General features: G+C 58.8%; 22 protein-coding genes and 1 pseudogene. 11 read left to right on the top strand and 12 right to left on the bottom strand.

Annotated elements, in window-relative coordinates; genetic code table 11:
- Positions 1 to 10: 10 nt before the first annotated feature.
- Positions 11 to 2281: an ATP-dependent Clp protease ATP-binding subunit ClpA gene (clpA, locus tag HU718_RS19175; protein WP_016987404.1), complete on the top strand. Its 2271-nt coding sequence runs from the start codon at positions 11 to 13 to the stop codon at positions 2279 to 2281.
- Between the two features lie 929 nt (positions 2282 to 3210).
- On the opposite strand, the gene infA is transcribed toward clpA, so the two are convergent.
- The 3 genes from infA to aat all read right to left on the bottom strand — a co-directional run bounded on the left by infA (position 3211) and on the right by aat (position 4987).
- Positions 3211 to 3429 (bottom strand): translation initiation factor IF-1, encoded by a 219-nt coding sequence (gene infA / locus HU718_RS19170; protein ID WP_002553999.1) that lies wholly within the window; start codon positions 3427 to 3429, stop codon positions 3211 to 3213.
- 112 nt (positions 3430 to 3541) lie between these two features.
- Entirely contained in the window at positions 3542 to 4249 is a 708-nt protein-coding gene (locus HU718_RS19165; RefSeq protein WP_016987044.1) for an arginyltransferase, read from the bottom strand.
- Positions 4250 to 4306: 57 nt separating this feature from the next.
- Complete coding sequence (aat, locus tag HU718_RS19160; RefSeq protein ID WP_016987045.1) at positions 4307 to 4987, bottom strand: leucyl/phenylalanyl-tRNA--protein transferase; 681 nt, start codon at positions 4985 to 4987, stop codon at positions 4307 to 4309.
- Between the two features lie 538 nt (positions 4988 to 5525).
- On the opposite strand from aat, the gene HU718_RS19155 reads away from it, so the two are divergent.
- The 6 genes from HU718_RS19155 to cysG all read left to right on the top strand — a co-directional run bounded on the left by HU718_RS19155 (position 5526) and on the right by cysG (position 13158).
- Positions 5526 to 7934: a DNA translocase FtsK gene (locus HU718_RS19155; protein ID WP_034155142.1), complete on the top strand. Its 2409-nt coding sequence runs from the start codon at positions 5526 to 5528 to the stop codon at positions 7932 to 7934.
- Positions 7935 to 8000: 66 nt separating this feature from the next.
- The gene (gene lolA, locus HU718_RS19150) at positions 8001 to 8621 is read left to right on the top strand and encodes an outer membrane lipoprotein periplasmic chaperone LolA (protein WP_038369698.1); all 621 of its coding nucleotides are present in this window, start codon (positions 8001 to 8003) and stop codon (positions 8619 to 8621) included.
- A 149-nt stretch (positions 8622 to 8770) separates the two neighbouring features.
- Positions 8771 to 10093, top strand: coding sequence for a replication-associated recombination protein A (locus HU718_RS19145; RefSeq protein ID WP_034155144.1), 1323 nt, complete (start codon positions 8771 to 8773; stop codon positions 10091 to 10093).
- On the top strand, positions 10093 to 10467 hold the full coding sequence (gene crcB, locus HU718_RS19140; RefSeq protein WP_095118232.1) for a fluoride efflux transporter CrcB: 375 nt from the start codon (positions 10093 to 10095) through the stop codon (positions 10465 to 10467). Before HU718_RS19145 ends, crcB begins: the two co-directional genes overlap by 1 nt.
- Positions 10468 to 10482: 15 nt before the next feature.
- Positions 10483 to 11763 carry a serine--tRNA ligase gene (gene serS, locus HU718_RS19135; protein ID WP_186616513.1) on the top strand — a complete coding sequence of 427 codons (1281 nt, stop codon included), beginning with the start codon at positions 10483 to 10485 and terminating at the stop codon, positions 11761 to 11763.
- Positions 11764 to 13158: a siroheme synthase CysG gene (cysG, locus tag HU718_RS19130; RefSeq protein ID WP_150793623.1), complete on the top strand. Its 1395-nt coding sequence runs from the start codon at positions 11764 to 11766 to the stop codon at positions 13156 to 13158.
- 116 nt (positions 13159 to 13274) lie between these two features.
- Here the strand turns inward: cysG and HU718_RS19125 are convergent, their stop codons facing one another.
- The 8 genes from HU718_RS19125 to HU718_RS19090 all read right to left on the bottom strand — a co-directional run bounded on the left by HU718_RS19125 (position 13275) and on the right by HU718_RS19090 (position 17992).
- A complete protein-coding gene (locus HU718_RS19125) occupies positions 13275 to 14276 on the bottom strand; it encodes a glutathione S-transferase family protein (protein WP_186616514.1) in 1002 nt (333 codons plus the stop codon).
- A gap of 91 nt (positions 14277 to 14367) precedes the next feature.
- On the bottom strand, positions 14368 to 15369 hold the full coding sequence (locus tag HU718_RS19120) for a glycosyl transferase family protein (RefSeq protein ID WP_186616515.1): 1002 nt from the start codon (positions 15367 to 15369) through the stop codon (positions 14368 to 14370).
- Positions 15366 to 15701, bottom strand: a complete 336-nt coding sequence (locus HU718_RS19115; RefSeq protein WP_102899345.1) for a TusE/DsrC/DsvC family sulfur relay protein — start codon at positions 15699 to 15701, stop codon at positions 15366 to 15368. Before HU718_RS19115 ends, HU718_RS19120 begins: the two co-directional genes overlap by 4 nt.
- Complete coding sequence (tusB, locus tag HU718_RS19110; RefSeq protein ID WP_186616516.1) at positions 15698 to 15991, bottom strand: sulfurtransferase complex subunit TusB; 294 nt, start codon at positions 15989 to 15991, stop codon at positions 15698 to 15700. Before tusB ends, HU718_RS19115 begins: the two co-directional genes overlap by 4 nt.
- Positions 15991 to 16347, bottom strand: a complete 357-nt coding sequence (gene tusC / locus HU718_RS19105) for a sulfurtransferase complex subunit TusC (protein ID WP_186616517.1) — start codon at positions 16345 to 16347, stop codon at positions 15991 to 15993. The genes tusB and tusC overlap by 1 nt, the downstream gene beginning before the upstream one ends.
- 1 nt (position 16348) lies before the next feature.
- A complete protein-coding gene (gene tusD, locus HU718_RS19100) occupies positions 16349 to 16741 on the bottom strand; it encodes a sulfurtransferase complex subunit TusD (RefSeq protein ID WP_186616518.1) in 393 nt (130 codons plus the stop codon).
- A 191-nt stretch (positions 16742 to 16932) separates the two neighbouring features.
- Entirely contained in the window at positions 16933 to 17637 is a 705-nt protein-coding gene (locus HU718_RS19095; RefSeq protein ID WP_186616519.1) for a YoaK family protein, read from the bottom strand.
- Between the two features lie 25 nt (positions 17638 to 17662).
- Positions 17663 to 17992: a DUF6388 family protein gene (locus HU718_RS19090; protein ID WP_134176699.1), complete on the bottom strand. Its 330-nt coding sequence runs from the start codon at positions 17990 to 17992 to the stop codon at positions 17663 to 17665.
- A gap of 134 nt (positions 17993 to 18126) precedes the next feature.
- Here HU718_RS19090 and HU718_RS19085 point away from each other — a divergent pair, with 134 nt between their 5' ends.
- Complete coding sequence (locus HU718_RS19085; protein ID WP_077573583.1) at positions 18127 to 18477, top strand: hypothetical protein; 351 nt, start codon at positions 18127 to 18129, stop codon at positions 18475 to 18477.
- A 117-nt stretch (positions 18478 to 18594) separates the two neighbouring features.
- On the opposite strand, the gene HU718_RS19080 is transcribed toward HU718_RS19085, so the two are convergent.
- Positions 18595 to 19020 (bottom strand): GNAT family N-acetyltransferase, encoded by a 426-nt coding sequence (locus tag HU718_RS19080; protein ID WP_007908103.1) that lies wholly within the window; start codon positions 19018 to 19020, stop codon positions 18595 to 18597.
- A 148-nt stretch (positions 19021 to 19168) separates the two neighbouring features.
- On the opposite strand from HU718_RS19080, the gene HU718_RS19075 reads away from it, so the two are divergent.
- The 3 genes and pseudogenes from HU718_RS19075 to HU718_RS19065 form a co-directional block, all read left to right on the top strand.
- A complete protein-coding gene (locus HU718_RS19075; protein WP_186616520.1) occupies positions 19169 to 19606 on the top strand; it encodes a hemerythrin domain-containing protein in 438 nt (145 codons plus the stop codon).
- A 222-nt stretch (positions 19607 to 19828) separates the two neighbouring features.
- The gene (locus tag HU718_RS19070; protein ID WP_186616521.1) at positions 19829 to 20458 is read left to right on the top strand and encodes a lytic polysaccharide monooxygenase auxiliary activity family 9 protein; all 630 of its coding nucleotides are present in this window, start codon (positions 19829 to 19831) and stop codon (positions 20456 to 20458) included.
- Positions 20459 to 20501: 43 nt separating this feature from the next.
- Positions 20502 to 21503, top strand: a pseudogene (locus tag HU718_RS19065) (chitinase); the annotation flags it as partial.
- Positions 21504 to 21598 lie beyond the last annotated feature (95 nt).

The raw sequence follows: 21598 nt of genomic DNA, 5'->3' as shown, positions 1-21598 counted from the left end.
AGGTGAAGCTATGTTAAACCGCGAGCTCGAAGTCACCCTCAATCTAGCCTTCAAGGAGGCTCGTTCGAAACGTCATGAATTCATGACCGTCGAACACCTTTTGCTGGCCCTATTGGACAATGAGGCTGCCGCCACCGTTTTGCGTGCCTGTGGCGCAAACCTCGACAAACTCAAGCACGACCTGCAGGAGTTCATCGACTCCACCACGCCATTGATCCCCGTTCATGACGAAGATCGCGAAACCCAGCCAACCCTGGGCTTCCAGCGTGTACTGCAACGTGCTGTTTTCCACGTACAGAGCTCGGGCAAACGCGAAGTAACCGGCGCTAACGTGCTGGTTGCCATCTTCAGTGAGCAAGAGAGTCAGGCAGTGTTCCTGCTGAAACAGCAGAGCGTTGCGCGCATCGATGTCGTCAATTACATCGCACACGGCATTTCGAAAGTGCCGGGGCATGGCGATCACTCTGAAGGTGAACAAGATATGCAGGACGACGAGGGCGGTGAGTCTTCTTCTTCAGGCAATCCTCTGGATGCTTATGCCAGCAACCTCAACGAACTCGCGCGTCAGGGTCGCATCGATCCGCTGGTCGGCCGCGAATCGGAAGTCGAGCGTGTCGCGCAGATTCTCGCGCGTCGACGCAAAAACAATCCGCTGCTGGTCGGTGAGGCAGGCGTGGGTAAAACCGCAATTGCCGAAGGTCTGGCCAAGCGCATTGTCGACAACCAGGTGCCGGATCTGCTGGCCAACAGCGTTGTTTACTCGCTTGACCTTGGCGCTCTGCTCGCAGGCACCAAATATCGCGGTGATTTCGAGAAGCGCTTCAAGGCGCTGCTCAATGAACTGAAAAAACGTCCGCAGGCGATCCTGTTCATTGACGAGATCCACACCATCATCGGTGCCGGCGCTGCGTCCGGTGGCGTGATGGACGCTTCGAACCTGCTCAAACCGCTGCTGTCGTCTGGCGACATTCGCTGCATCGGCTCGACCACGTTCCAGGAATTTCGCGGCATCTTCGAGAAGGATCGTGCCTTGGCGCGTCGCTTCCAGAAAGTCGATGTCGTCGAGCCGTCGGTGGAAGACACCATCGGTATCCTGCGCGGCCTGAAAGGGCGTTTCGAGCAGCATCACAACATCGAATACAGCGATGAGTCGTTGCGCGCGGCTGCTGAACTGGCCTCGCGCTACATCAATGACCGGCATATGCCGGACAAGGCCATCGACGTGATCGACGAGGCGGGCGCCTACCAGCGTCTGCAACCGGTCGAAAAACGTGTGAAGCGCATTGAAGTGCCACAGGTCGAAGACATCGTCGCGAAAATCGCGCGGATTCCGCCGAAACACGTCACCAGTTCCGACAAGGAACTGCTGCGTAACCTGGAGCGTGACCTGAAGCTGACGGTGTTTGGTCAGGACGCAGCGATCGATTCGCTGTCGACTGCGATCAAGCTGTCGCGTGCCGGCCTCAAGTCGCCTGATAAGCCAGTTGGTTCGTTCCTGTTCGCAGGTCCGACCGGTGTTGGTAAAACCGAGGCTGCGCGGCAATTGGCCAAGGCGTTGGGGATCGAGCTGGTTCGCTTCGACATGTCCGAATACATGGAGCGTCACACCGTATCGCGTCTGATCGGTGCGCCTCCGGGCTATGTCGGTTTCGACCAGGGCGGTCTGTTGACCGAAGCGATCACCAAGCAGCCACACTGCGTATTGCTGCTCGATGAAATCGAGAAGGCGCATCCGGAAGTCTTCAACCTGCTGTTGCAGGTGATGGACCACGGTACGCTGACCGACAACAACGGGCGCAAAGCGGACTTCCGCAATGTGATCGTGATCATGACTACCAACGCCGGTGCCGAAACGGCCGCGCGGGCTTCGATCGGTTTCACCCATCAGGACCACTCGTCTGATGCGATGGAAGTGATCAAGAAGAGCTTTACGCCGGAGTTCCGTAACCGTCTGGACACCATTATCCAGTTTGGTCGCCTCAGTCATGAGGTCATCAAAAGTGTGGTGGACAAGTTCCTTACCGAGCTTCAGGCGCAGCTGGAAGACAAGCGTGTGCTGCTTGAGGTCACTGATGCCGCGCGGAGTTGGCTGGCGGCGGGTGGTTATGACTCGGCGATGGGTGCGCGTCCGATGGCGCGTCTGATCCAGGACAAGATCAAGCGTCCGTTGGCGGAGGAGATTCTGTTTGGCGAGCTGGCCGAGCATGGCGGTGTGGTGCACATCGACATCAAGGATGGTGAGTTGACGTTTGACTTCGAGACTACCGCAGAAATGGCCTGATGGCCTGAGATCAAGAGGGCGCCTTCGGGCGCCTTTTTGTTATTTGTCGTTTGGGTTTTTTGGGTGAATATCCGTTGCTGCGGTGGCGGCTTATTACGGTTTCGCCCTTACGGCGACTCACTTTTTTTCAAACGCCAAAAAAAGTAAGCAAAAAACGCTTGCTCCTACGTGCGGCCCGCTCGCTGGGGCTCGGGGTTCCTTCGCTGCGGTATCGATCCGGGCGCAGCGCCTACGGTTTGCTTCGCTGCACCTCCTCTCGCTGTGTTTGGCTGCGCCAAACGGTCGCTGCGCTCCCACGCCCGGATCAATCCCTCCACTCAGCCTTCCGACGTCGCCTTACAGATCAAGAGCTGCAGCCGAGCTAACGCTCATCCTGTTGAGTGGTGAGGAGCAACAGCGTGCTCGGCTTTGGATTTGTGGTGGATTCACCCCTCACCCCAGCCCTCTCCCGAGGGAGAGGGGGCCGATTTGTGTGCTTTTCAAAGCCTGAGTTCAACGCGGTATCGCACGTCGGCGTACCTCTCCCAAACACCACCGTCAGTCCCCTCTCCCTCCGGGAGAGGGCTAGGGTGAGGGGCTTTTGATCTTTTGCCCCATCGGCAGGCCGAGCGGAGGTGTTCATCCGGGGGTTAGGCGCGCAGCGCCGTGCGGCGCAGCCGCATACATCGAGAGGAGGTGCAGCGAAGCAAACCGTAGGCGATGCCCCCGGATGGACACCGTAGCGAGGGAACACTGAGCCTAGGCGAAGTGCCGTACGCCAGGGGCAAAGCCTTTTGGTTCCTTTTTGGCGTTTGAAAAAGGGACTCGCTGTAAGAGCGAAACCGCCAGCGGCCGCACCCGAAAAAACGGAAATGCCCCCAAACCCCAAACCCCAAAACGCAGACAAACAAAAACGCCCGGCATAAACCGGGCGTTCTGTATTGACTTGATTAACGAGCGCGGTAAGTAATGCGCCCTTTGCTCAAGTCATAGGGCGTCAGCTCGACGCGCACTTTGTCACCGGTAAGAATACGAATGTAGTTCTTGCGCATCTTGCCGGAAATATGCGCGGTTACGACGTGCCCATTTTCCAACTCCACACGAAACATGGTGTTGGGCAGGGTGTCGACGACAGTGCCTTCCATTTCGAAGCTGTCTTCTTTCGACATGCAGTAAAGCCCTCGGTATCCAATGAATGGCCCGGTGCAACTGCGCCAGGCAAAAGCGGCGTGCATTGTGCCCGAAAAATGGGGTTTACGCCAAGGGGTTTACGGCTTGGGTTTAGTTGAGGATGACCCAGCGCTGATTAATCAGCAATTCGATGGGTCGGTATTGCGTCTTGTAGTTCATCTTTTTGCAGTTCTTGATCCAGTAACCGAGGTACACCGCCTCAAGCCCGAGACGCTGTGCCTCGGCGATTTGCCAGAGGATGGCAAATCGGCCAAGGCTGCGGCGCTCTTCGTCGGGTTCGTAGAAGGTGTACACCGCTGACAAACCGTTCGGCAGTAAATCGGTCACCGCCACGGCCAGTAACCGTCCGTCGAGTCGGAATTCGTAAAAACGCGAGAAGGGCAGGTCACGTACCAGAAAAGTCGAGAATTGATCACGGCTTGGCGGGTACATATCGCCGTCGGCGTGGCGTTGTTCGATATAGCGCTGGTACAGATCGAAATATTCTTCACTGAATTGCGGTTTGGCCGGGCGCACCTGCAAATCCGCGTTGCGCTTGAAAATCCGCTTCTGCTGACGATTAGGTGTGAACTGCGCCACCGGAATGCGCGCAGGCACGCACGCATTGCAGTTCTGGCAATGCGGCCGGTACAGATGATCGCCACTGCGGCGAAAGCCCATTTCCGACAGGTCTGCGTAGACATGCACATCCATGGGCTGGCTCGGGTCGAGAAACAGGGTGGTGGCCTGCTCCTCGGGCAGATAACTGCAAGAGTGAGGCTGAGTGGCATAGAACTTCAACCGCGCCAACTCGGTCATGATCAACCCTCGGGATAAGCTGGTGAATTAAGTGTAAGCCACGCGCGCAAAAGTCGCTCAGCAAACCCAGGTGGCACGATTGGGTTGATCCAGGTGATTTGCCAGATAGTCGGCGAATTGCTGACGAGGAATCGCCCGCGCGCCGAGGCTGTGCAGATGATCGGTCGGCATTTGGCAGTCGATCAGCACGAATCCTGAGTCTTTCAGGTGGCGCACCAGGGTGGCAAAGCCGAATTTCGAGGCGTTGTCAGCGCGGCTGAACATCGATTCGCCAAAAAACAGTTGGCCCATAGCCAGTCCGTACAGGCCGCCGACCAGTTCGCCTTGATCCCACACTTCGACCGAATGAGCGAAGCCGCGGCGATGCAATTCAATGTAGGCATCCTGCATGGCTTCGGTGATCCAGGTGCCGTCGGCGTAATCCCGTGGCGCGGCGCAGGCGCGGATCACGGCGTCGAAGTCCTGATCGAAGGTCACTTGATAGCGTGCCTGGCGCAGCAGTTTGCCGAGGCTGCGCGAGACATGCAGTTCGTCGGGAAACAGCACCGTGCGCGGATCCGGCGACCACCAGAGAATCGGCTGGCCCTCGGAAAACCACGGAAAACAGCCATGACGATAAGCCGCGATCAAACGATCGGCAGACAGATCGCCGCCCGCGGCGAGCAATCCGTTGGGGTCGCGCATGGCCTTTTCCAGAGGCGGAAAAGTCAGGGAGTTACGTTGTAACCAAGTCAGCATGGCATCCGGGCTTGCAGAAGGGGTGGGCGGGGCGAGCTGTTGGGCTCGCGGTAAAGTGTGCCGCTAAACGTTGCGAATGTCGTCTCGATCCTGCGCGACGTTCGCCGCATTGCAACTTGGCGAGACGGACGCGGTCGTAACCGAGCGCTGTGGCCCGGCGCCTGGCCGGCATGGCGAGCGCTCAGCGACAGTTCAGAAGGTCTGGATGGCAATGCTTCGCTACGTTCATCAAATACACCTCATAAGCCTTTGTCACAAAAGACAATGCGTGCTCAAATTGAAGCGCAGGTTTTATGCGCTTGGCTATGCTCAATGCTGGGGTCTGAAGCATGGCATCCGACGCACAAACCCGTACAATGCCGGGCTGTTACAGAATATTCGCCGGGCACTGTTTTGATACCTGTGTTTATAAAAGCAGCAGCGCAGTGTTAAAAGTAGTCTCAGTTGTGCCCGTCAACTTTTTTACCTGCCTGGATTGGGCAGTTTTTTATCGTCATTCAATAGATGGACGCGCCTCGGGCGCAGGAAAAGAAGCGTTTTGAAGAAATCCACCGAAGCACCAAAAACCGTCGTTCCGCTCTGGCGCCAACAGTTGCACTACCGGCTCAAGGAAGGTGCATTGATCGCCATCGGTGCCTTGTGCCTGTTCCTGATGATGGCTTTGCTGACCTACGGCAAGGACGATCCGGGCTGGAGCCACAACAGCAAGATCGACGACGTGCAGAATTTTGGCGGCCCGGCGGGCTCCTACAGCGCCGACATCCTGTTCATGGTGCTGGGTTACTTCGCCTACATCTTCCCGTTGCTGCTGGCGATCAAGGCCTACCAGATCTTCCGCCAGCGCCACGAACCGTGGCAGTGGAGCGGCTGGCTGTTCTCCTGGCGTCTGATCGGTCTGGTGTTTCTGGTGCTGTCCGGCGCTGCGCTGGCGCATCTGCACTTTCACGCGGCCTCGGGTCTGCCGGCGGGTGCCGGTGGTGCGCTGGGCGAAAGCCTCGGCAATCTGGCAAAGAACGCGCTGAACATTCAGGGCAGCACGTTGCTGTTCATCGCGTTATTCCTGTTTGGCCTTACGGTATTTACCGACCTGTCGTGGTTCAAGGTGATGGACATCACCGGCAAAATCACTCTCGACCTGTTCGAACTGTTCCAAGGTGCGCTCAATCGCTGGTGGTCGGCACGTACCGAACGCAAACAACTGGTTGCGCAACTGCGTGAAGTCGATGATCGCGTGCATGACGTGGTCGCGCCGACGGTCACCGACAAGCGTGAGCAGGCCAAAGTCAAAGAACGCCTGATCGAACGTGAGCAAGCCCTGAGCAAGCACATGTCCGATCGCGAGAAACAAGTTCCGCCGGTCATTGCGCCAGCTCCAGCCAAAGCGCCCGAGCCAAGCAAGCGCGTGCAGAAAGAGAAACAGGTGCCGTTGTTCGTCGACAGTGCCGTGGAAGGCACCTTGCCGCCGATCTCGATTCTCGATCCTGCGGAAAAGAAACAACTCAATTACTCACCGGAATCCCTGGCGGCAGTCGGCCATTTGCTCGAGATCAAGCTCAAGGAGTTCGGTGTCGAGGTTACGGTGGATTCGATCCACCCGGGCCCGGTGATTACCCGTTACGAAATCCAGCCGGCCGCCGGCGTAAAAGTCAGCCGCATCGCCAACCTCGCCAAAGACCTTGCACGTTCCCTGGCGGTGACCAGTGTGCGGGTGGTCGAGGTGATTCCGGGCAAGACCACCGTCGGTATCGAGATTCCCAACGAAGACCGGCAGATCGTGCGCTTCTCCGAAGTGCTGTCGACGCCTGAGTACGATAATTTCAAATCGCCGGTCACTCTGGCACTCGGTCATGACATCGGCGGCAAACCGGTCATCACCGACCTGGCGAAGATGCCGCACTTGCTAGTGGCCGGTACGACCGGTTCCGGTAAGTCGGTGGGTGTGAACGCGATGATCCTGTCGATCCTGTTCAAGTCTGGCCCGGAAGACGCCAAGCTGATCATGATCGACCCGAAAATGCTGGAACTGTCGATCTACGAAGGCATTCCGCATTTGCTGTGCCCGGTTGTGACCGACATGAAGGACGCCGCCAACGCCCTGCGCTGGAGCGTCGCGGAGATGGAGCGCCGCTACAAGCTGATGGCGAAGATGGGCGTGCGAAACCTGTCCGGCTTTAACGCCAAGGTCAAGGAAGCCCAGGACGCTGGCGAGCCGTTGAGCGATCCGCTGTACAAGCGCGAAAGCATTCACGACGAAGCACCGCTGTTGCAGAAGCTGCCAACCATCGTCGTGGTGGTCGACGAATTCGCCGACATGATGATGATCGTCGGCAAGAAGGTTGAAGAACTGATCGCCCGTATTGCGCAGAAAGCGCGTGCGGCGGGTATTCACTTGATCCTCGCAACCCAGCGGCCATCGGTGGACGTGATCACCGGTCTGATCAAGGCCAACATTCCGACGCGTATGGCGTTCCAGGTGTCGAGCAAGATCGACTCCCGAACCATCATCGATCAGGGCGGCGCCGAACAACTGCTCGGTCATGGTGACATGCTCTATATGCCGCCAGGCACCAGCCTGCCGATCCGTGTTCACGGCGCGTTCGTCTCCGACGATGAAGTACACCGTGTGGTCGAGGCGTGGAAACTGCGCGGCGCACCGGAATACAACGATGACATCCTCAACGGTGTCGAAGAAGCCGGCAGCGGTTTTGAAGGCAGCAGCGGTGGCGGCGACGGCGATGATCCGGAAGCCGACGCGCTGTACGACGAAGCTGTACAGTTTGTGCTGGAAAGCCGTCGCGCCTCGATTTCCGCGGTACAGCGCAAGCTGAAGATCGGCTACAACCGCGCCGCACGGATGATCGAAGCCATGGAAATGGCCGGCGTCGTCACCTCGATGAACACCAACGGTTCCCGTGAAGTCCTGGCCCCAGGCCCGGTACGCGACTGATTCCAAAGCAAGAGGCGGGACAATGATGTGCCGCCGCTCTCCCAACGAGTATTCAAGAGGACTCCCATGCGTCTTATCCGCATGTTGCTGCCAGTACTGGCGCTGACCACTCTCACGGCGCACGCCGATCAAAAGGACGTGGCGCGTCTGACCCAATTGCTGGAAACATCCAAGACCCTGAGTGCGAACTTCTCGCAGCTGACCCTCGACGGCAGCGGCACGCAGTTGCAGGAAACCACCGGCGACATGACCCTGCAGCGTCCGGGCCTGTTCTACTGGCACACCAATGCGCCGGCCGAGCAAACCATGGTTTCCGACGGCAAGAAAGTCACCCTGTGGGACCCGGATCTGGAACAGGCGACCATCAAAAAGCTCGACGAGCGTCTGACCCAGACCCCGGCGCTGCTGCTGTCCGGTGATGTGTCGAAGATCAGCCAGAGCTTTGACATCAGCGCGAAAGAGGCGGGCGGCGTGATCGACTTCACCCTCAAGCCGAAAACCAAGGACACCCTGTTCGACAACCTGCGTCTGTCGTTCCGCAACGGTCTGCTTAACGATATGCAGCTGATCGACAGCGTCGGCCAGCGCACCAACATCCTGTTTACCGGGGTCAAGGCCAACGAGCCGGTGCCGGCCTCCAAGTTCAAGTTCGACATCCCCAAGGGTGCTGACGTGATCCAGGAATAAACCCAAAACCCCTGTGGGAGCGAGCCTGCTCGCGAAAGCGATATTTCATCCAGCATTAATAGTGACTGATACACCGCTTTCGCGAGCAGGCTCGCTCCCACAAGGGCAAATGATCGACTTGATCAAAATAGAGGTTTCAACGCTACGTGATGGATCTGTTTCGCAGTGCACCGATTGCCCAGCCACTGGCCGCGCGTTTGCGGGCGACCAATCTGGATGAGTACGTCGGTCAGGAGCACGTGCTCGCTCGCGGCAAGCCTCTGCGGGAGGCGCTGGAGCAGGGTGCCCTGCATTCGATGATTTTCTGGGGGCCGCCGGGCGTGGGTAAAACCACCCTGGCGCGGTTGCTCGCGGAAGTCTCCGATGCGCATTTCGAAACGGTCTCGGCAGTACTCGCCGGGGTTAAAGAGATCCGTCAGGCCGTTGAAATTGCCAAGCAGCAGGCCGGCCAGTACGGCAAGCGCACGATTCTGTTTGTCGATGAAGTGCACCGCTTCAACAAATCCCAGCAGGATGCGTTTCTGCCTTACGTTGAAGACGGCACGCTGATCTTCATTGGCGCCACCACCGAAAACCCTTCATTCGAACTCAACAACGCTCTGCTGTCGCGTGCCCGCGTCTACGTGCTGAAAAGCCTCGACGAAGCGGCGCTGCGCAAACTGGTGCATCGCGCGCTCACCGAAGAACGCGGTCTGGGCAAGCGCAACCTGACGCTGAACGACGAAGGCTTCCAGATGTTGCTGTCCGCCGCCGATGGCGATGGCCGGCGTCTGCTCAATCTGCTTGAAAACGCCTCCGATCTGGCTGAAGACAACAGCGAAATCGGCACCGAGCTCCTGCAAAGCCTGCTCGGGGACACCCGTCGGCGTTTTGACAAGGGTGGCGAGGCGTTCTACGACCAGATCTCGGCGCTGCACAAATCGGTACGCGGCTCCAACCCCGACGGCGCGCTGTATTGGTTTGCGCGAATGATCGACGGCGGTTGCGATCCGCTGTACCTGGCCCGGCGTGTGGTGCGCATGGCCAGTGAAGACATCGGCAACGCCGACCCGCGCGCCCTTAGCCTGTGTCTTGCAGCGTGGGAAGTGCAGGAACGTCTCGGCAGCCCGGAAGGCGAGTTGGCCGTGGCTCAAGCCATCACCTATCTGGCCTGTGCGCCGAAAAGCAACGCGGTGTACATGGGCTTCAAAACCGCTCTGCGTGCCGCCGCTGAAAACGGCTCGCTGGAAGTGCCGCTGCACCTGCGCAATGCGCCAACCAAACTGATGAAACAATTGGGCTACGGTGACGAATACCGCTACGCCCACGACGAACCGGACGCCTACGCCGCCGGCGAAGACTACTTCCCGGAAGAGCTTGATCCCATCCCGTTCTACCAACCGGTGCCGCGCGGCCTGGAGTTGAAGATCGGCGAGAAGCTCAACCACCTCGCTCAACTCGATCGTTTAAGCCCTCGGCAGCGGAGAAAATAGTGCTTCCATTGATTGTTGCGGTCTCCGTCGGCGGTGTCGCCGGCACCTTGTTGCGCTTCGCCACCGGCAATTGGGTCAACGCCAATTGGCCGCGGCACTTCTATACCGCGACGCTGGCCGTTAATATCGTGGGCTGTCTGCTGATTGGCGTGTTGTACGGCCTGTTTTTGATACGCCCGGAGGTGCCGATCGAGGTGCGCGCCGGGTTGATGGTTGGCTTCCTCGGGGGGCTGACGACTTTTTCATCCTTTTCACTGGATACGGTGCGCTTGCTGGAAAGCGGGCAAGTGCTGCTGGCCCTGGGCTATGCGGCACTCAGCGTATTCGGCGGGCTGCTCGCGACGTGGGCTGGCCTGTCTTTGACCAAACTTTGATAACGAGAAACCGACATGCTCGATTCCAAACTGTTACGTAGCAACCTTCAGGACGTAGCGGACCGCTTGGCTTCCCGTGGCTTTGCCCTGGATACCGCGCGCATCGAAGCGCTGGAAGAACAGCGCAAGACCGTCCAGACCCGCACCGAAGCACTGCAGGCTGAGCGTAACGCGCGTTCCAAATCCATCGGTCAGGCCAAGCAGCGCGGCGAAGACATCGCGCCGTTGATGGCGGACGTCGAGCGCATGGCGGGCGAACTGAGTGCCGGTAAAGTCGAGCTGGACGCGATCCAGACCGAACTGGACTCGATCCTGCTCGGCATTCCCAACCTGCCACACGAATCCGTACCAGTCGGCAAAGACGAAGACGACAACGTCGAAGTGCGCCGCTGGGGCACGCCGACAGCATTCGATTTCGAAGTGAAAGACCACGTGGCGCTGGGCGAGAAGTTCGGCTGGCTGGACTTTGAAACCGCCGCCAAACTGTCCGGCGCGCGTTTCGCCCTGCTGCGTGGCCCGATCGCCCGTCTGCACCGCGCACTGGCGCAGTTCATGATCAACCTGCACGTCAACGAGCACGGCTACGAGGAGGCTTACACGCCTTATCTGGTTCAGGCGCCGGCACTGCAAGGCACCGGTCAACTGCCGAAGTTCGAAGAAGACCTGTTCAAGATCGCTCGCGAAGGCGAAGCCGATCTGTATCTGATCCCGACCGCCGAAGTATCGCTGACCAACATCATTGCCGGCGAAATCGTCGACTCGAAACTGCTGCCGATCAAGTTCGTCGCGCATACCCCTTGCTTCCGCAGTGAAGCCGGCGCATCGGGTCGCGACACGCGCGGCATGATCCGTCAGCACCAGTTCGACAAAGTTGAAATGGTCCAGATCGTTGAGCCGTCGACCTCGATGGAAGCATTGGAAGGCCTGACCGCCAACGCCGAAAAAGTCCTGCAACTGCTCGGTCTGCCTTACCGCACCCTGGCGCTGTGCACCGGCGACATGGGCTTCAGCGCGGTCAAGACTTATGACCTCGAAGTGTGGATTCCGAGCCAGGACAAGTACCGCGAAATCTCCTCGTGCTCGAACTGCGGCGACTTCCAGGCCCGTCGTATGCAAGCGCGTTTCCGCAACCCGGAAACCGGCAAGCCGGAACTGGTACACACCTTGAACGGCTCCGGTCTGGCTGTTGGCCGTACGCTGGTTGCCGTGCTGGAAAACTACCAGCAGGCCGACGGTTCGATCCGTGTGCCGGACGTGCTCAAGCCGTACATGGGTGGCCTTGAGGTCATCGGCTAAATGAAATATCTGCCGCTGTTTCACAACCTGCGCGGCAGTCGTGTGTTGGTCGTCGGTGGAGGGGAAATTGCCTTGCGCAAATCCCGCCTGCTGGCCGATGCCGGTGCGCTGCTGCGGGTGGTCGCACCTGAAATTGAAACGCAACTGCGTGAACTGGTTACTGCTTCTGGCGGTGAATGCCTGTTGCGCGGTTACGTTGAGGCGGATCTGGACGGTTGCGGGCTGATCATTGCCGCTACCGACGATGAGATGCTCAACGCACAGGTTTCCACCGATGCTCACAAGCGCTGCGTGCCGGTCAACGTGGTCGATGCGCCGGCCTTGTGCAGCGTGATCTTCCCGGCGATCGTCGATCGTTCGCCGCTGATCATTGCCGTGTCCAGCGGCGGTGACGCACCGGTACTGGCGCGGTTGATTCGCGCCAAGATCGAAACCTGGATTCCATCGACCTACGGCCAATTGGCCGGACTCGCCGCGCGTTTCCGTAATCAGGTGAAAAGCCTGTTTCCGGATGTGCAGCAGCGTCGTGGCTTCTGGGAAGACGTGTTTCAGGGGCCGATTGCCGATCGTCAACTGGCCGGGCAGGGCGCTGAAGCCGAGCGTCTGCTGCAAGCCAAGATCGATGGCGAAGCCATGGTCACCACCGGCGAGGTGTATCTGGTCGGCGCGGGCCCGGGCGATCCGGATCTGCTGACGTTCAAGGCTTTGCGTCTGATGCAGCAAGCCGACGTGGTGCTCTACGACCGTTTGGTCGCGCCAGCGATTCTTGAGCTCTGCCGTCGCGATGCCGAGCGGGTCTACGTTGGCAAGCGTCGTTCTGATCACGCCGTGCCGCAGGATCAGATCAACCAGCAACTGGTCGATCTGGCCAAGGCCGGCAAACGTGTGGTGCGGTTGAAGGGCGGCGATCCGTTTATCTTCGGGCGTGGCGGCGAAGAGATCGAAGAGCTGGCCGCTCACGGCATTCCGTTTCAGGTGGTGCCGGGGATCACAGCGGCCAGCGGTTGCGCGGCATATGCCGGGATTCCGTTGACGCATCGTGATTACGCGCAGTCGGTGCGTTTTGTCACCGGGCATTTGAAGGACGGTTCCACTGATCTGCCATGGGTCGACCTCGTCGCCCCGGCGCAGACGCTGGTGTTCTACATGGGCCTGGTCGGCTTGCCGGTCATCTGCGAACAACTGATCAAACATGGTCGTTCAGCCGATACCCCGGCGGCATTGATTCAGCAGGGCACCACGGTTAATCAGCGCGTCTTTACCGGCACGCTGGCTGATCTGCCGCGACTGGTGGCGGAGCACGAAGTGCATGCGCCGACACTGGTGATCGTTGGTGAAGTGGTGCAACTGCGCGAGAAACTGGCGTGGTTCGAAGGGGCTCAGGCGCAGGTCTGAAAACCGAGTCGCCTCATTCGCGAGCAGGCTCGCTCCCACATTGGATCTGTGTCGTGCACAAATCCCCTGTGGGAGCGAGCCTGCTCGCGAAGAGGCCCTCAAAAACACCGAATCAATCAGCCTCTGCGCCAAACCCCTTTGCCGCTCAACTGCGCCCGATCATGGGCCACAGTGAAATCCTGCTCCGGCCCTTTCGGCACAACCCCTGTCGGATTGATCGTCTTGTGACTGCCGTAGTAGTGATTCTTGATGTGCTGGAAATCCACCGTCTCGGCAATCCCCGGCAACTGATACATCTCCCGCAGCCAGTTCGACAGGTTCGGATAATCGGCAATGCGCCGCAGATTGCACTTGAAGTGCCCGTGATACACCGCGTCAAAACGAATCATCGTAGTGAACAAACGGATGTCCGCTTCCGTCAGGTATTCCCCCGACAAGTAGCGATTGGCACCCAGAAGACGCTCCAGATGATCCAGCTCGGCAAACACCTCATCGAACGCTTCTTCATAAGCCTGTTGCGACGTAGCAAAACCAGCGCGATACACGCCGTTGTTCACGGCCGGATAAATCCGCTCGTTCAGCGCATCGATCTCGCCGCGTAATGGTGCCGGGTAGAAATCCAGATCATTGCCGGTCAGATCATCAAACGCGCTGTTGAACATGCGGATGATCTCCGCCGATTCATTGCTGACGATGCGCTTGAGCTTCTTGTCCCACAGCACCGGCACTGTAACGCGGCCGGTGTAATCGGCCGTGTCGGCGGTATAGCGCTGGTGCATGAAGTCGAAGCCGTCGAGCTTGTCGCCGGTTGAGCCGAGTGCCGTGTCGAAAGTCCAGCCGTTTTCCAGCATCAGCCAACTGACCACCGAAACGTCGATCAGACTTTCCAGACCTTTGAGCTTGCGCAGGATCAGCGTGCGATGCGCCCATGGACAGGCGAGGGAAACGTAGAGGTGATAGCGCCCGGCTTCAGCGGCAAAACCGCCTTCACCGCTGGGGCCGGGTTCACCGTTGGCGGTAACCCAGTTGCGGCGCTTGGCCTGTTCGCGCTGGAACGCGCCGTCCTTGCTGCTTTCGTACCACTTGTCCTGCCAGTGGCCATTGACGAGTAAACCCATGATCAAGACTCCGTAAACCAATAATCGTTGGAGTCGAGTCTATTCCGATGAGTTCGAACAAAAAGCGCAAAGATCGGGCGCGAATGATCGGTTAAATCGATTTGTTCCGCGCGGCCCAGTACTGCTCGGCGGTTGTGAAGGCTTGCTCACGGTTTTGACCGAGGCCGCGCAAGGCCAAGGCCATAGTCGCAATCAGGGCCATTTGTGGGTAGCTGTCGACCACGTCGCCACGCCACACGGCTTTCAAATGTTCAACGTCCAAGGTCGCCGGTTTAACGTGGCGTTGCGCCGACAATTGCGGCCATTCCTCGTCCCAGCTCTCGCCGCCGGTGGTGCCGTAGAGGTGGCTGTCGGCATCCGGGTTGATCTCGATTTCGCCGCCGTCGCCCTTGACCACAATCGCTGTGTCGCCGAGCAAACCGCTGGCATCGCGATGCACTGCCTGATAGCCAGGATGGAAAATACTTTGCAGCCCACAACGCGCGCCCAGCGGATTGAGAATCCGCGCCAGGGAATGAATCGGTGAACGCAGGCCGAGGGTATTGCGCAGATCGATCATCTTTTGCAGTTGCGGAGCCCAGTCCACCAGCGGCATGAACGCCAAGCCACCGTTATCCAGCGCCGTGCCGACCTGTTGCCAGGTGCGGCACAACGGAATGTTCAACTCGCCGAGCAGTTGCTCGCTGTAGAGCCGCCCGGCCGTGTGTGCGCCGCCGCCGTGCATAAAGATGCGCACGCCGTTCTGTGCCAGGCATTTGGCCGCCAGCAGATACCACGGCAGATGGCGCTTCTTGCCGGCATAGGTCGGCCAGTCCAGATCGACGTTCAACTCGGGTGCCTGCAAGCGCTCGCGCAGGGCTTCGGTGAAACCAGCCATCTCCTCGGCGCTTTCTTCCTTGTGCCGCAACAACATCAGGAATGCACCGAGCTGGGTGTCTTCAACCTTGTCGTCGAGCACCATGCCCATGGCTTCGCGGGCTTCTTCACGAGTCAGGTCGCGAGCGCCACGTTTACCTTTGCCGAGGATGCGCACGAACTGGGCGAAGGGATGCTCGGCGGGCGTTTCGAGGGTCAGCGCTGGAAAGTCGGTCATAAGCAATTCGTCGGTTTGGGCAGGCCCGCCAGTTTCGCGGCGAGTTTGGCGGGGGTGCCTTTGAACAGTCGGTTCAGGTGGAGGCTGTTGCCTTTGTCCGGGCCGAGTTTCAACGCGGTGTACTTGATCAATGGCCGTGTGGCCGGGGACAGCTGGAATTCTTCGTAGAAGCTGCGCAGCAGCTCGAGGACTTCCCAGTGCTCCGGTGTCAACTCGATCTCTTCGGCGGCGGCGAGGGCGCTGGCAACGTCGGCAGACCAGTCGCTCAGGTCGACGAGAAAGCCGTCCTTGTCCAGTTCGATGGCGCGGGCGCCGACGGTCATGGAATTCATAGCCAGCTGTTGACCTTGTCGTGGTGGATCGACAGTTCGACGAAGACCGGGTAATCAATGGCCTCAGCCCAGTCCGGGACTTCGATGGCGCGAGCCTGTGCATCTTCGGCCAGGACCAGCAATCTAATCTGACGGCTTTGCAGGGCTGTGAACGGCGCGGTGCCCGGTTGCAGCGCATAGACCGCATCGCCGGACAGCAGCAGGGCATCAGCACTGCCAATCAGGCGCAGACAACTGGTGAGGCGATCGTCGCCAAAAGGGGAATGAGACAACACATGCAAAGTCGACATCAGAGGGTGATCACCTGGTCGTAACGGTCAATAAGGGCGGTGATTTGCTCGGCGGCGAGTGGCTGCGCGTCGTCTAGCGAGAAGTTGCCGAGGCCACGGATGGTGGCGCTCTCGGCGCAGTAGAACAACTCTTCAACGCCAAACATCGGCAGCGCTTGCAGGTTGGCGCTGAGGTCTTTTTGCTGCAGGGCCTTGGCGTTCTGCCCGGCAGCCAGTTGCAGCACGCCGTCATCGAGAAACAGCAAGCCAATGGGCAGATCAAAGGCGCCACCGGCCAGCACAATGTCCAGCGCCTCACGGGCAGCGGGGCCGGACCACGGCGATTGACGGCTGATGATCAACAGGGATTTGGCCATCTCACGCACCTCCGAAGCAGATCAAGCGGTCAGCGTCTTGCACTGCGTCATGCAACTGACCGAGGCCGGACAATTCCCACGGCGCGCTGACCGAAATCGCTTCACGCTGAAAGCGCTTGGCTTCTTCCGCGTTCAGCGCCCCTCGGCGCAGGGCCGCAGCGATGCAGACTACGCCGTCCAGCTTTTGCTCGGTGATGAAGCTGCGCCATTGCTTGGGCAAATCCAGTTCGTCCTGCGGAGTGACGACCGCATCCGAAGCGTTATAAACGCCGTCCTGATAGAAAAACAGCCGGACAATCTCATGCCCACCGGCCAGCGCAGCCCGTGCAAACAGCAGGGCGCGGCGCGAGGAGGGCGCATGGGCGGCGGAAAACAGCGCAATGGCGAACTTCATGACGGACTCGATCAGCAAAACTGCGGCCATGATAAAGCTTTATCGAGGCTGCCGCGAAACCCAAGTTGTACTCAGGCCCCTGTGGGAGCGAGCCTGCTCGCGAAAGCGGTGGGTCAGGCGATAAACAACATTGAATGTGCCGGCCTCTTCGCGAGCAGGCTCGCTCCCACAAGGATTTGTATAAGAGTCCATTAGCGAGGCATATAGCCCAACTGCCAGCGCCGTGGGATTTTCAGCGAGAGCAGCCCGATCATCGCGGCCAGCACACCGCTGACAAACATCGCCTTCAGTCCCAAATGATGTTCCAGCACCGCCCCCAGAATCGCGCCGATAAACATCCCGCTCCATGGCACCAGTTGCACCCGCCAGCCACTGCGCCGTTCGCCGAGCATCCAGCGACCCAATCCACGGCCGAATCGCGACAGCGCACCAGTCACGTAAGTCAGCCCGACCGGTAAGCCATTCACCTCTTCGACGGCCGCATTGAGCATGCCCATTGCAACGATCGCCGCCAGCAACGCCGGCAGTTGGGTGTCGAAAGGCCAAGCAGCCGCCGCGCACAGCAGGGTGGCGATACACAGCAGCAGTGGCAACGCCCGACGTCCACCGAAACGTGCAACGACCACCCCCAAGGCATTCCCGACGATAAAAGTTACGACGAGAATCACCAGGCGCGCAGTCAACCCGACATCGCCATCGCTGATCGCCACGGCGAGTCGGGTGGTGTTGCCGCTCATGAACGAGACGAAGTCGCCGCTGGCCATAAAGCCAATGGCGTCGGTCATGCCGGCCAGTACCGAGAGGCTGGCCACCAGCGCCAGACCAATCCGCCCGCGCCACTTCTGAGTATGCAGATGCCCGGGGCTGGCGCGGTGAGTCGAGGCGGATGGCAGCATCGGTAGAAGTGTCCTTGGGCGGCGGTTATGGTTCTATGCCATACAGATCGCAATATTCCGGCCAACCCATCCCGGCCATTTCCGCGACTTCACGGTGCACTTCCAACCGCTGCGCCTGATACTCCTCAGGCGAATCAGCCGTCAGTTGCAAGGTCAACTCCCAGGCAAAAAGTCCGAGACTTTCCGCTTCGGCCTCAAATGCTTCATGCAGTCGCTCTTCGCGATAGTGCGCTTGAGTTTCGCCTTTGGCCTGGGCCAGCAACGGGTTGAGGTGATCGAGGGTTTCGCGCAGTTCGGGACGCGCGTCGAGAAATACTTTCAGGGCATGTTCATGTCGCTGGTCGGTAGGCGCCATGTGTTTTCCTTGTGAGGCTGATGACCTTAGGTTGCCGCAGCGGCCCGCGCGTGTCGCGCTATAAATGCAGTAAAGCAGAACGATTTCTGCTGCTGCGGTGATACAGTCCGCTTTTTTCTGAATGAGCGAATGCAATGCGAATTCTGATGGTAGCGCTGGCGGCAACGCTGCTGGCCGGTTGCGCAGGCTCGGTGATGGACGATGCTCGCACCAAAGCCCCCTATAAAGTACTGACTTCGGACAAAGCCGAGAAAGTCGTCGCCCAGTGTGTGCAGTTCGGCTGGCAGGACGAAGCGGTGTTCGGCGTGGACGCGGCGGCGTATCTGGAACCGCGCAAGTCGGGTGGGACGACGGTGTATACCCGGTCGGCTGAGTCGTTTGTCGACGTGATTACCGAGGCCTCGGGTACGACGCTGAATTACTACGCGCAGAAGGATGACTTTGTCGCCAAGCGCCGGTTGGCGGCGTTGGCGACCTGTCTCTGATCATGTGTTGAGGCGGCTGCCACCTTCGTCGGAACGCCGCCCGGAGCAGGCTCGCTCCCACATTTTGCAATGCGTTCCAATGTGGGAGCGAGCCTAATCGCGAAGGGGTCGCAACATTCAACCAATCAGTCGCTTCTGGAAGAAATGCCGCTTATGCCCCAAGGGGTAATCCAGAATCTCTCCGCATTCGCTGAATCCAAGCTTCTTGTAAAACTCCGGAGCCTGAAAGGAGAAGGTGTCGAGCCAGATGCCAACGCAGTCTTTTTCCCGTGCCAGATCCTCCGCCCTCTGCATCAACTGCGAGCCGATACCCTTGCCGCGACCTTGCTCCGGCACGGCCAGTAACTCAATGAACAGCCAACGATAGAACGTGTGGGCATACAAACCACCGAGGATGGCGTCGTGTTCATCACGCACTAACAGAGCGATCGGCTCGAAGGTCGACGGTCCGGCGTTGGCAACGTTGTGCGCACGCAGCGGCGCGAGGATGGCTGTGCGTTCTTCTTCGGTCGGGTTTTGCGACAGCTCGATTCGCAAGTTCATGCATGACTTCCTTGTGGTTTGAATCCGCAGCCTATCCTGCCCGACGCCTGTCTTCCAAGCCCTTCCTCAACGCGGTGGAACTGCCGCTCTCGCGTCGAGGTCTAGCCTTTACAGCGTCATTCCAGCACGCGGTTGATAAGGAACTCCCATGAATATTTTCGAAGCCCTTCGCGAAAGCCATGATCGCCAGCGCAGCTACGCCAAAACCCTGATCGAAACCAGCGGCGATACGCCGGAGCGGGTCGAAGCCTACAAACAGCTCAAGGCAGAGCTCCAGGCCCATGAAACTGCTGAAGAGCGCCATTTCTACATTCCGTTGATGGAGCTTGATGACGGTGTCGATCTGAGCCGCCATGCCATCGCCGAACACCATGAAATGGACGAGATGATGGAAGAGCTCGATGAGACCGAGATGTCCAGCCCGGCCTGGCTGGCCATCGCGAAAAAGCTTTCTGACAAGGTTCATCACCATCTCAAGGAAGAAGAGCAGAAGTTCTTCCAGATGGCCGGCAAGTTGCTCAACGAGAAACAGAAAGAACAACTCGCCGGGCAGTACGAAAAGGAGTTCAACGCACAGTTGACATGAGTACTGAATGGCAGCTTTTGCAGCATTGCCGTGTAATCTTTTGACCACATCTCAGGTGGGCGCTGTCGCAGAAGACTGTATATACATCCAGTGTTTGTGGTGTTTTTACGGTTCAAGGCTGCTGACTGCGACAAAACCGCCGATGGACAAAAAATCCCTCTCCGTTAGCTTGAAGGCCTCTCCTCGGAAAGGAGAGTTCTTAAATCAACGGAGTGAAAAATCATGAATCAACCACAAACCCAACTGCGACACGGTCGTGTCATTTCCCCTGCAAGCCGCGGTGCGGTTGCCATTGAGCAAGGATTGCTCGGTGCCTGGCAGGTCAACGAAATGGAAGGCGGCAAGAATTTCCCGGCGCTTGCAGCCGGGCCATTTCCGGTGCCTTATCAGACCGACTCGGACAGTGTCACGCCACCGGCCGACGGCTACATTCTCAGCGGTGGCAAGAGCGATGCCCGCGATTGCGTGAACTTCACCAATGATGAAATGAGCAAGAAACTCGCTCGTCCGTTCACTTGGCCGCTGCTCAATGTCACCCCGGGGCAGACCCTCGAAATCAAATGGGAATACACCGCGCCGCACACCACCCGCGGCTACCGCTGGCTGATCACCAAGGATGGCTGGGACCCGAAACAACGCATCAGCCGCGCGCAACTGGAAGCGCAACCGTTCTTCGAGGACTTCTACACTCAGGTGCCTTATTACAGCTATCCGAATGAGCTGAAGGCCAAGGTCAATCACGCGGTGAAACTACCGGCCAACAAGAAGGGCCATCACGTGATCGTGCTGATGTGGATCGTTGCCAATACCGGTAACGCCTTCTATCAGGCTTTCGACGTCGACTTCAAATAACGGCGATATGTCGTCAAACCCACACGTTCTGAAGGATTAGAACATGTCACAAATCGATTTCTCTTTAGTGCAAAGCGCGGCGAGCGATGCCGCTTCGCTGATGCCGAGCATTGCCGGTAAAAAGATCCTCATGGGCTTCTGGCACAACTGGCCTGCGGGTCCGAGCGATGGTTACCGCCAGGGTCGCTTCGCCAGCCTCTCGCTTGAGGAGGTGCCCAAGGAGTACAACGTGGTCGCGGTGGCCTTCATGAAGGGCAGCGGGATTCCGACCTTCAAGCCGTTCAACGTTTCCGATGCCGAGTTCCGCCGCCAGGTCGGCGTGCTCAACAGCCAGGGGCGAGCAGTGTTGATTTCCCTCGGCGGCGCCGATGCGCACATCGAATTGCGCAGTGGTCAGGAACAAGCGCTGGCCAATGAAATCATCCGTCTGGTGGAAACCTACGGTTTCGACGGGCTGGACATCGATCTTGAACAGAGCGCGATTGACTTCGCTGCCAACAAGACCGTCCTGCCGGCCGCACTGAAACTGGTCAAGGATCACTACGCAGGCCAGGGCAAGCACTTCATCATCAGCATGGCCCCAGAGTTTCCTTATCTGACCAGCACCGGCAAATACGTGAGCTACCTGCAGGCACTGGAAGGCTACTACGACTTCATCGCCCCACAGTTCTACAACCAGGGTGGCGACGGTGTCTGGGTGCAGGAAGCCAACGACGGTGCAGGTGCGTGGATTGCGCAGAACAACGACCCGCTGAAGGAGGATTTCCTTTACTACCTGACTGAAAGCCTGGTGACCGGTACTCGCGGCTTCACCAGAATTCCGGCGGACAAGTTCGTCATCGGCCTGCCGGCCAACAACGATGCGGCGGCCACCGGTTATGTGATCGACAAAACCGTGGTCGGGAATGTCCTCAAACGTCTGGCGATCAAGGGGATACCGATCAAAGGCTTGATGACGTGGTCGGTGAATTGGGACAACGGCACCAGCAAGGATGGCGTGCCGTACAACTGGGAGTTCAGTCGGCGTTATGGGCCGTTGATTCATGGAGTGAGTTCCGCCGAGTCGGATGTCGATGACAAGCTTTCGCACATCGCTCGTTAGTTGCAAATAAAGAAGCCCGGTAGCGCTGCCGGGCTTTT

The organism is Pseudomonas tensinigenes (assembly GCF_014268445.2).
In the GTDB taxonomy this organism is placed as follows: Bacteria; Pseudomonadota; Gammaproteobacteria; order Pseudomonadales; family Pseudomonadaceae; genus Aquipseudomonas; species Aquipseudomonas tensinigenes.
The sequence above is the reverse complement of the archived record's forward strand: the minus strand, read 5'-3'. Positions and strand labels throughout refer to the sequence as shown.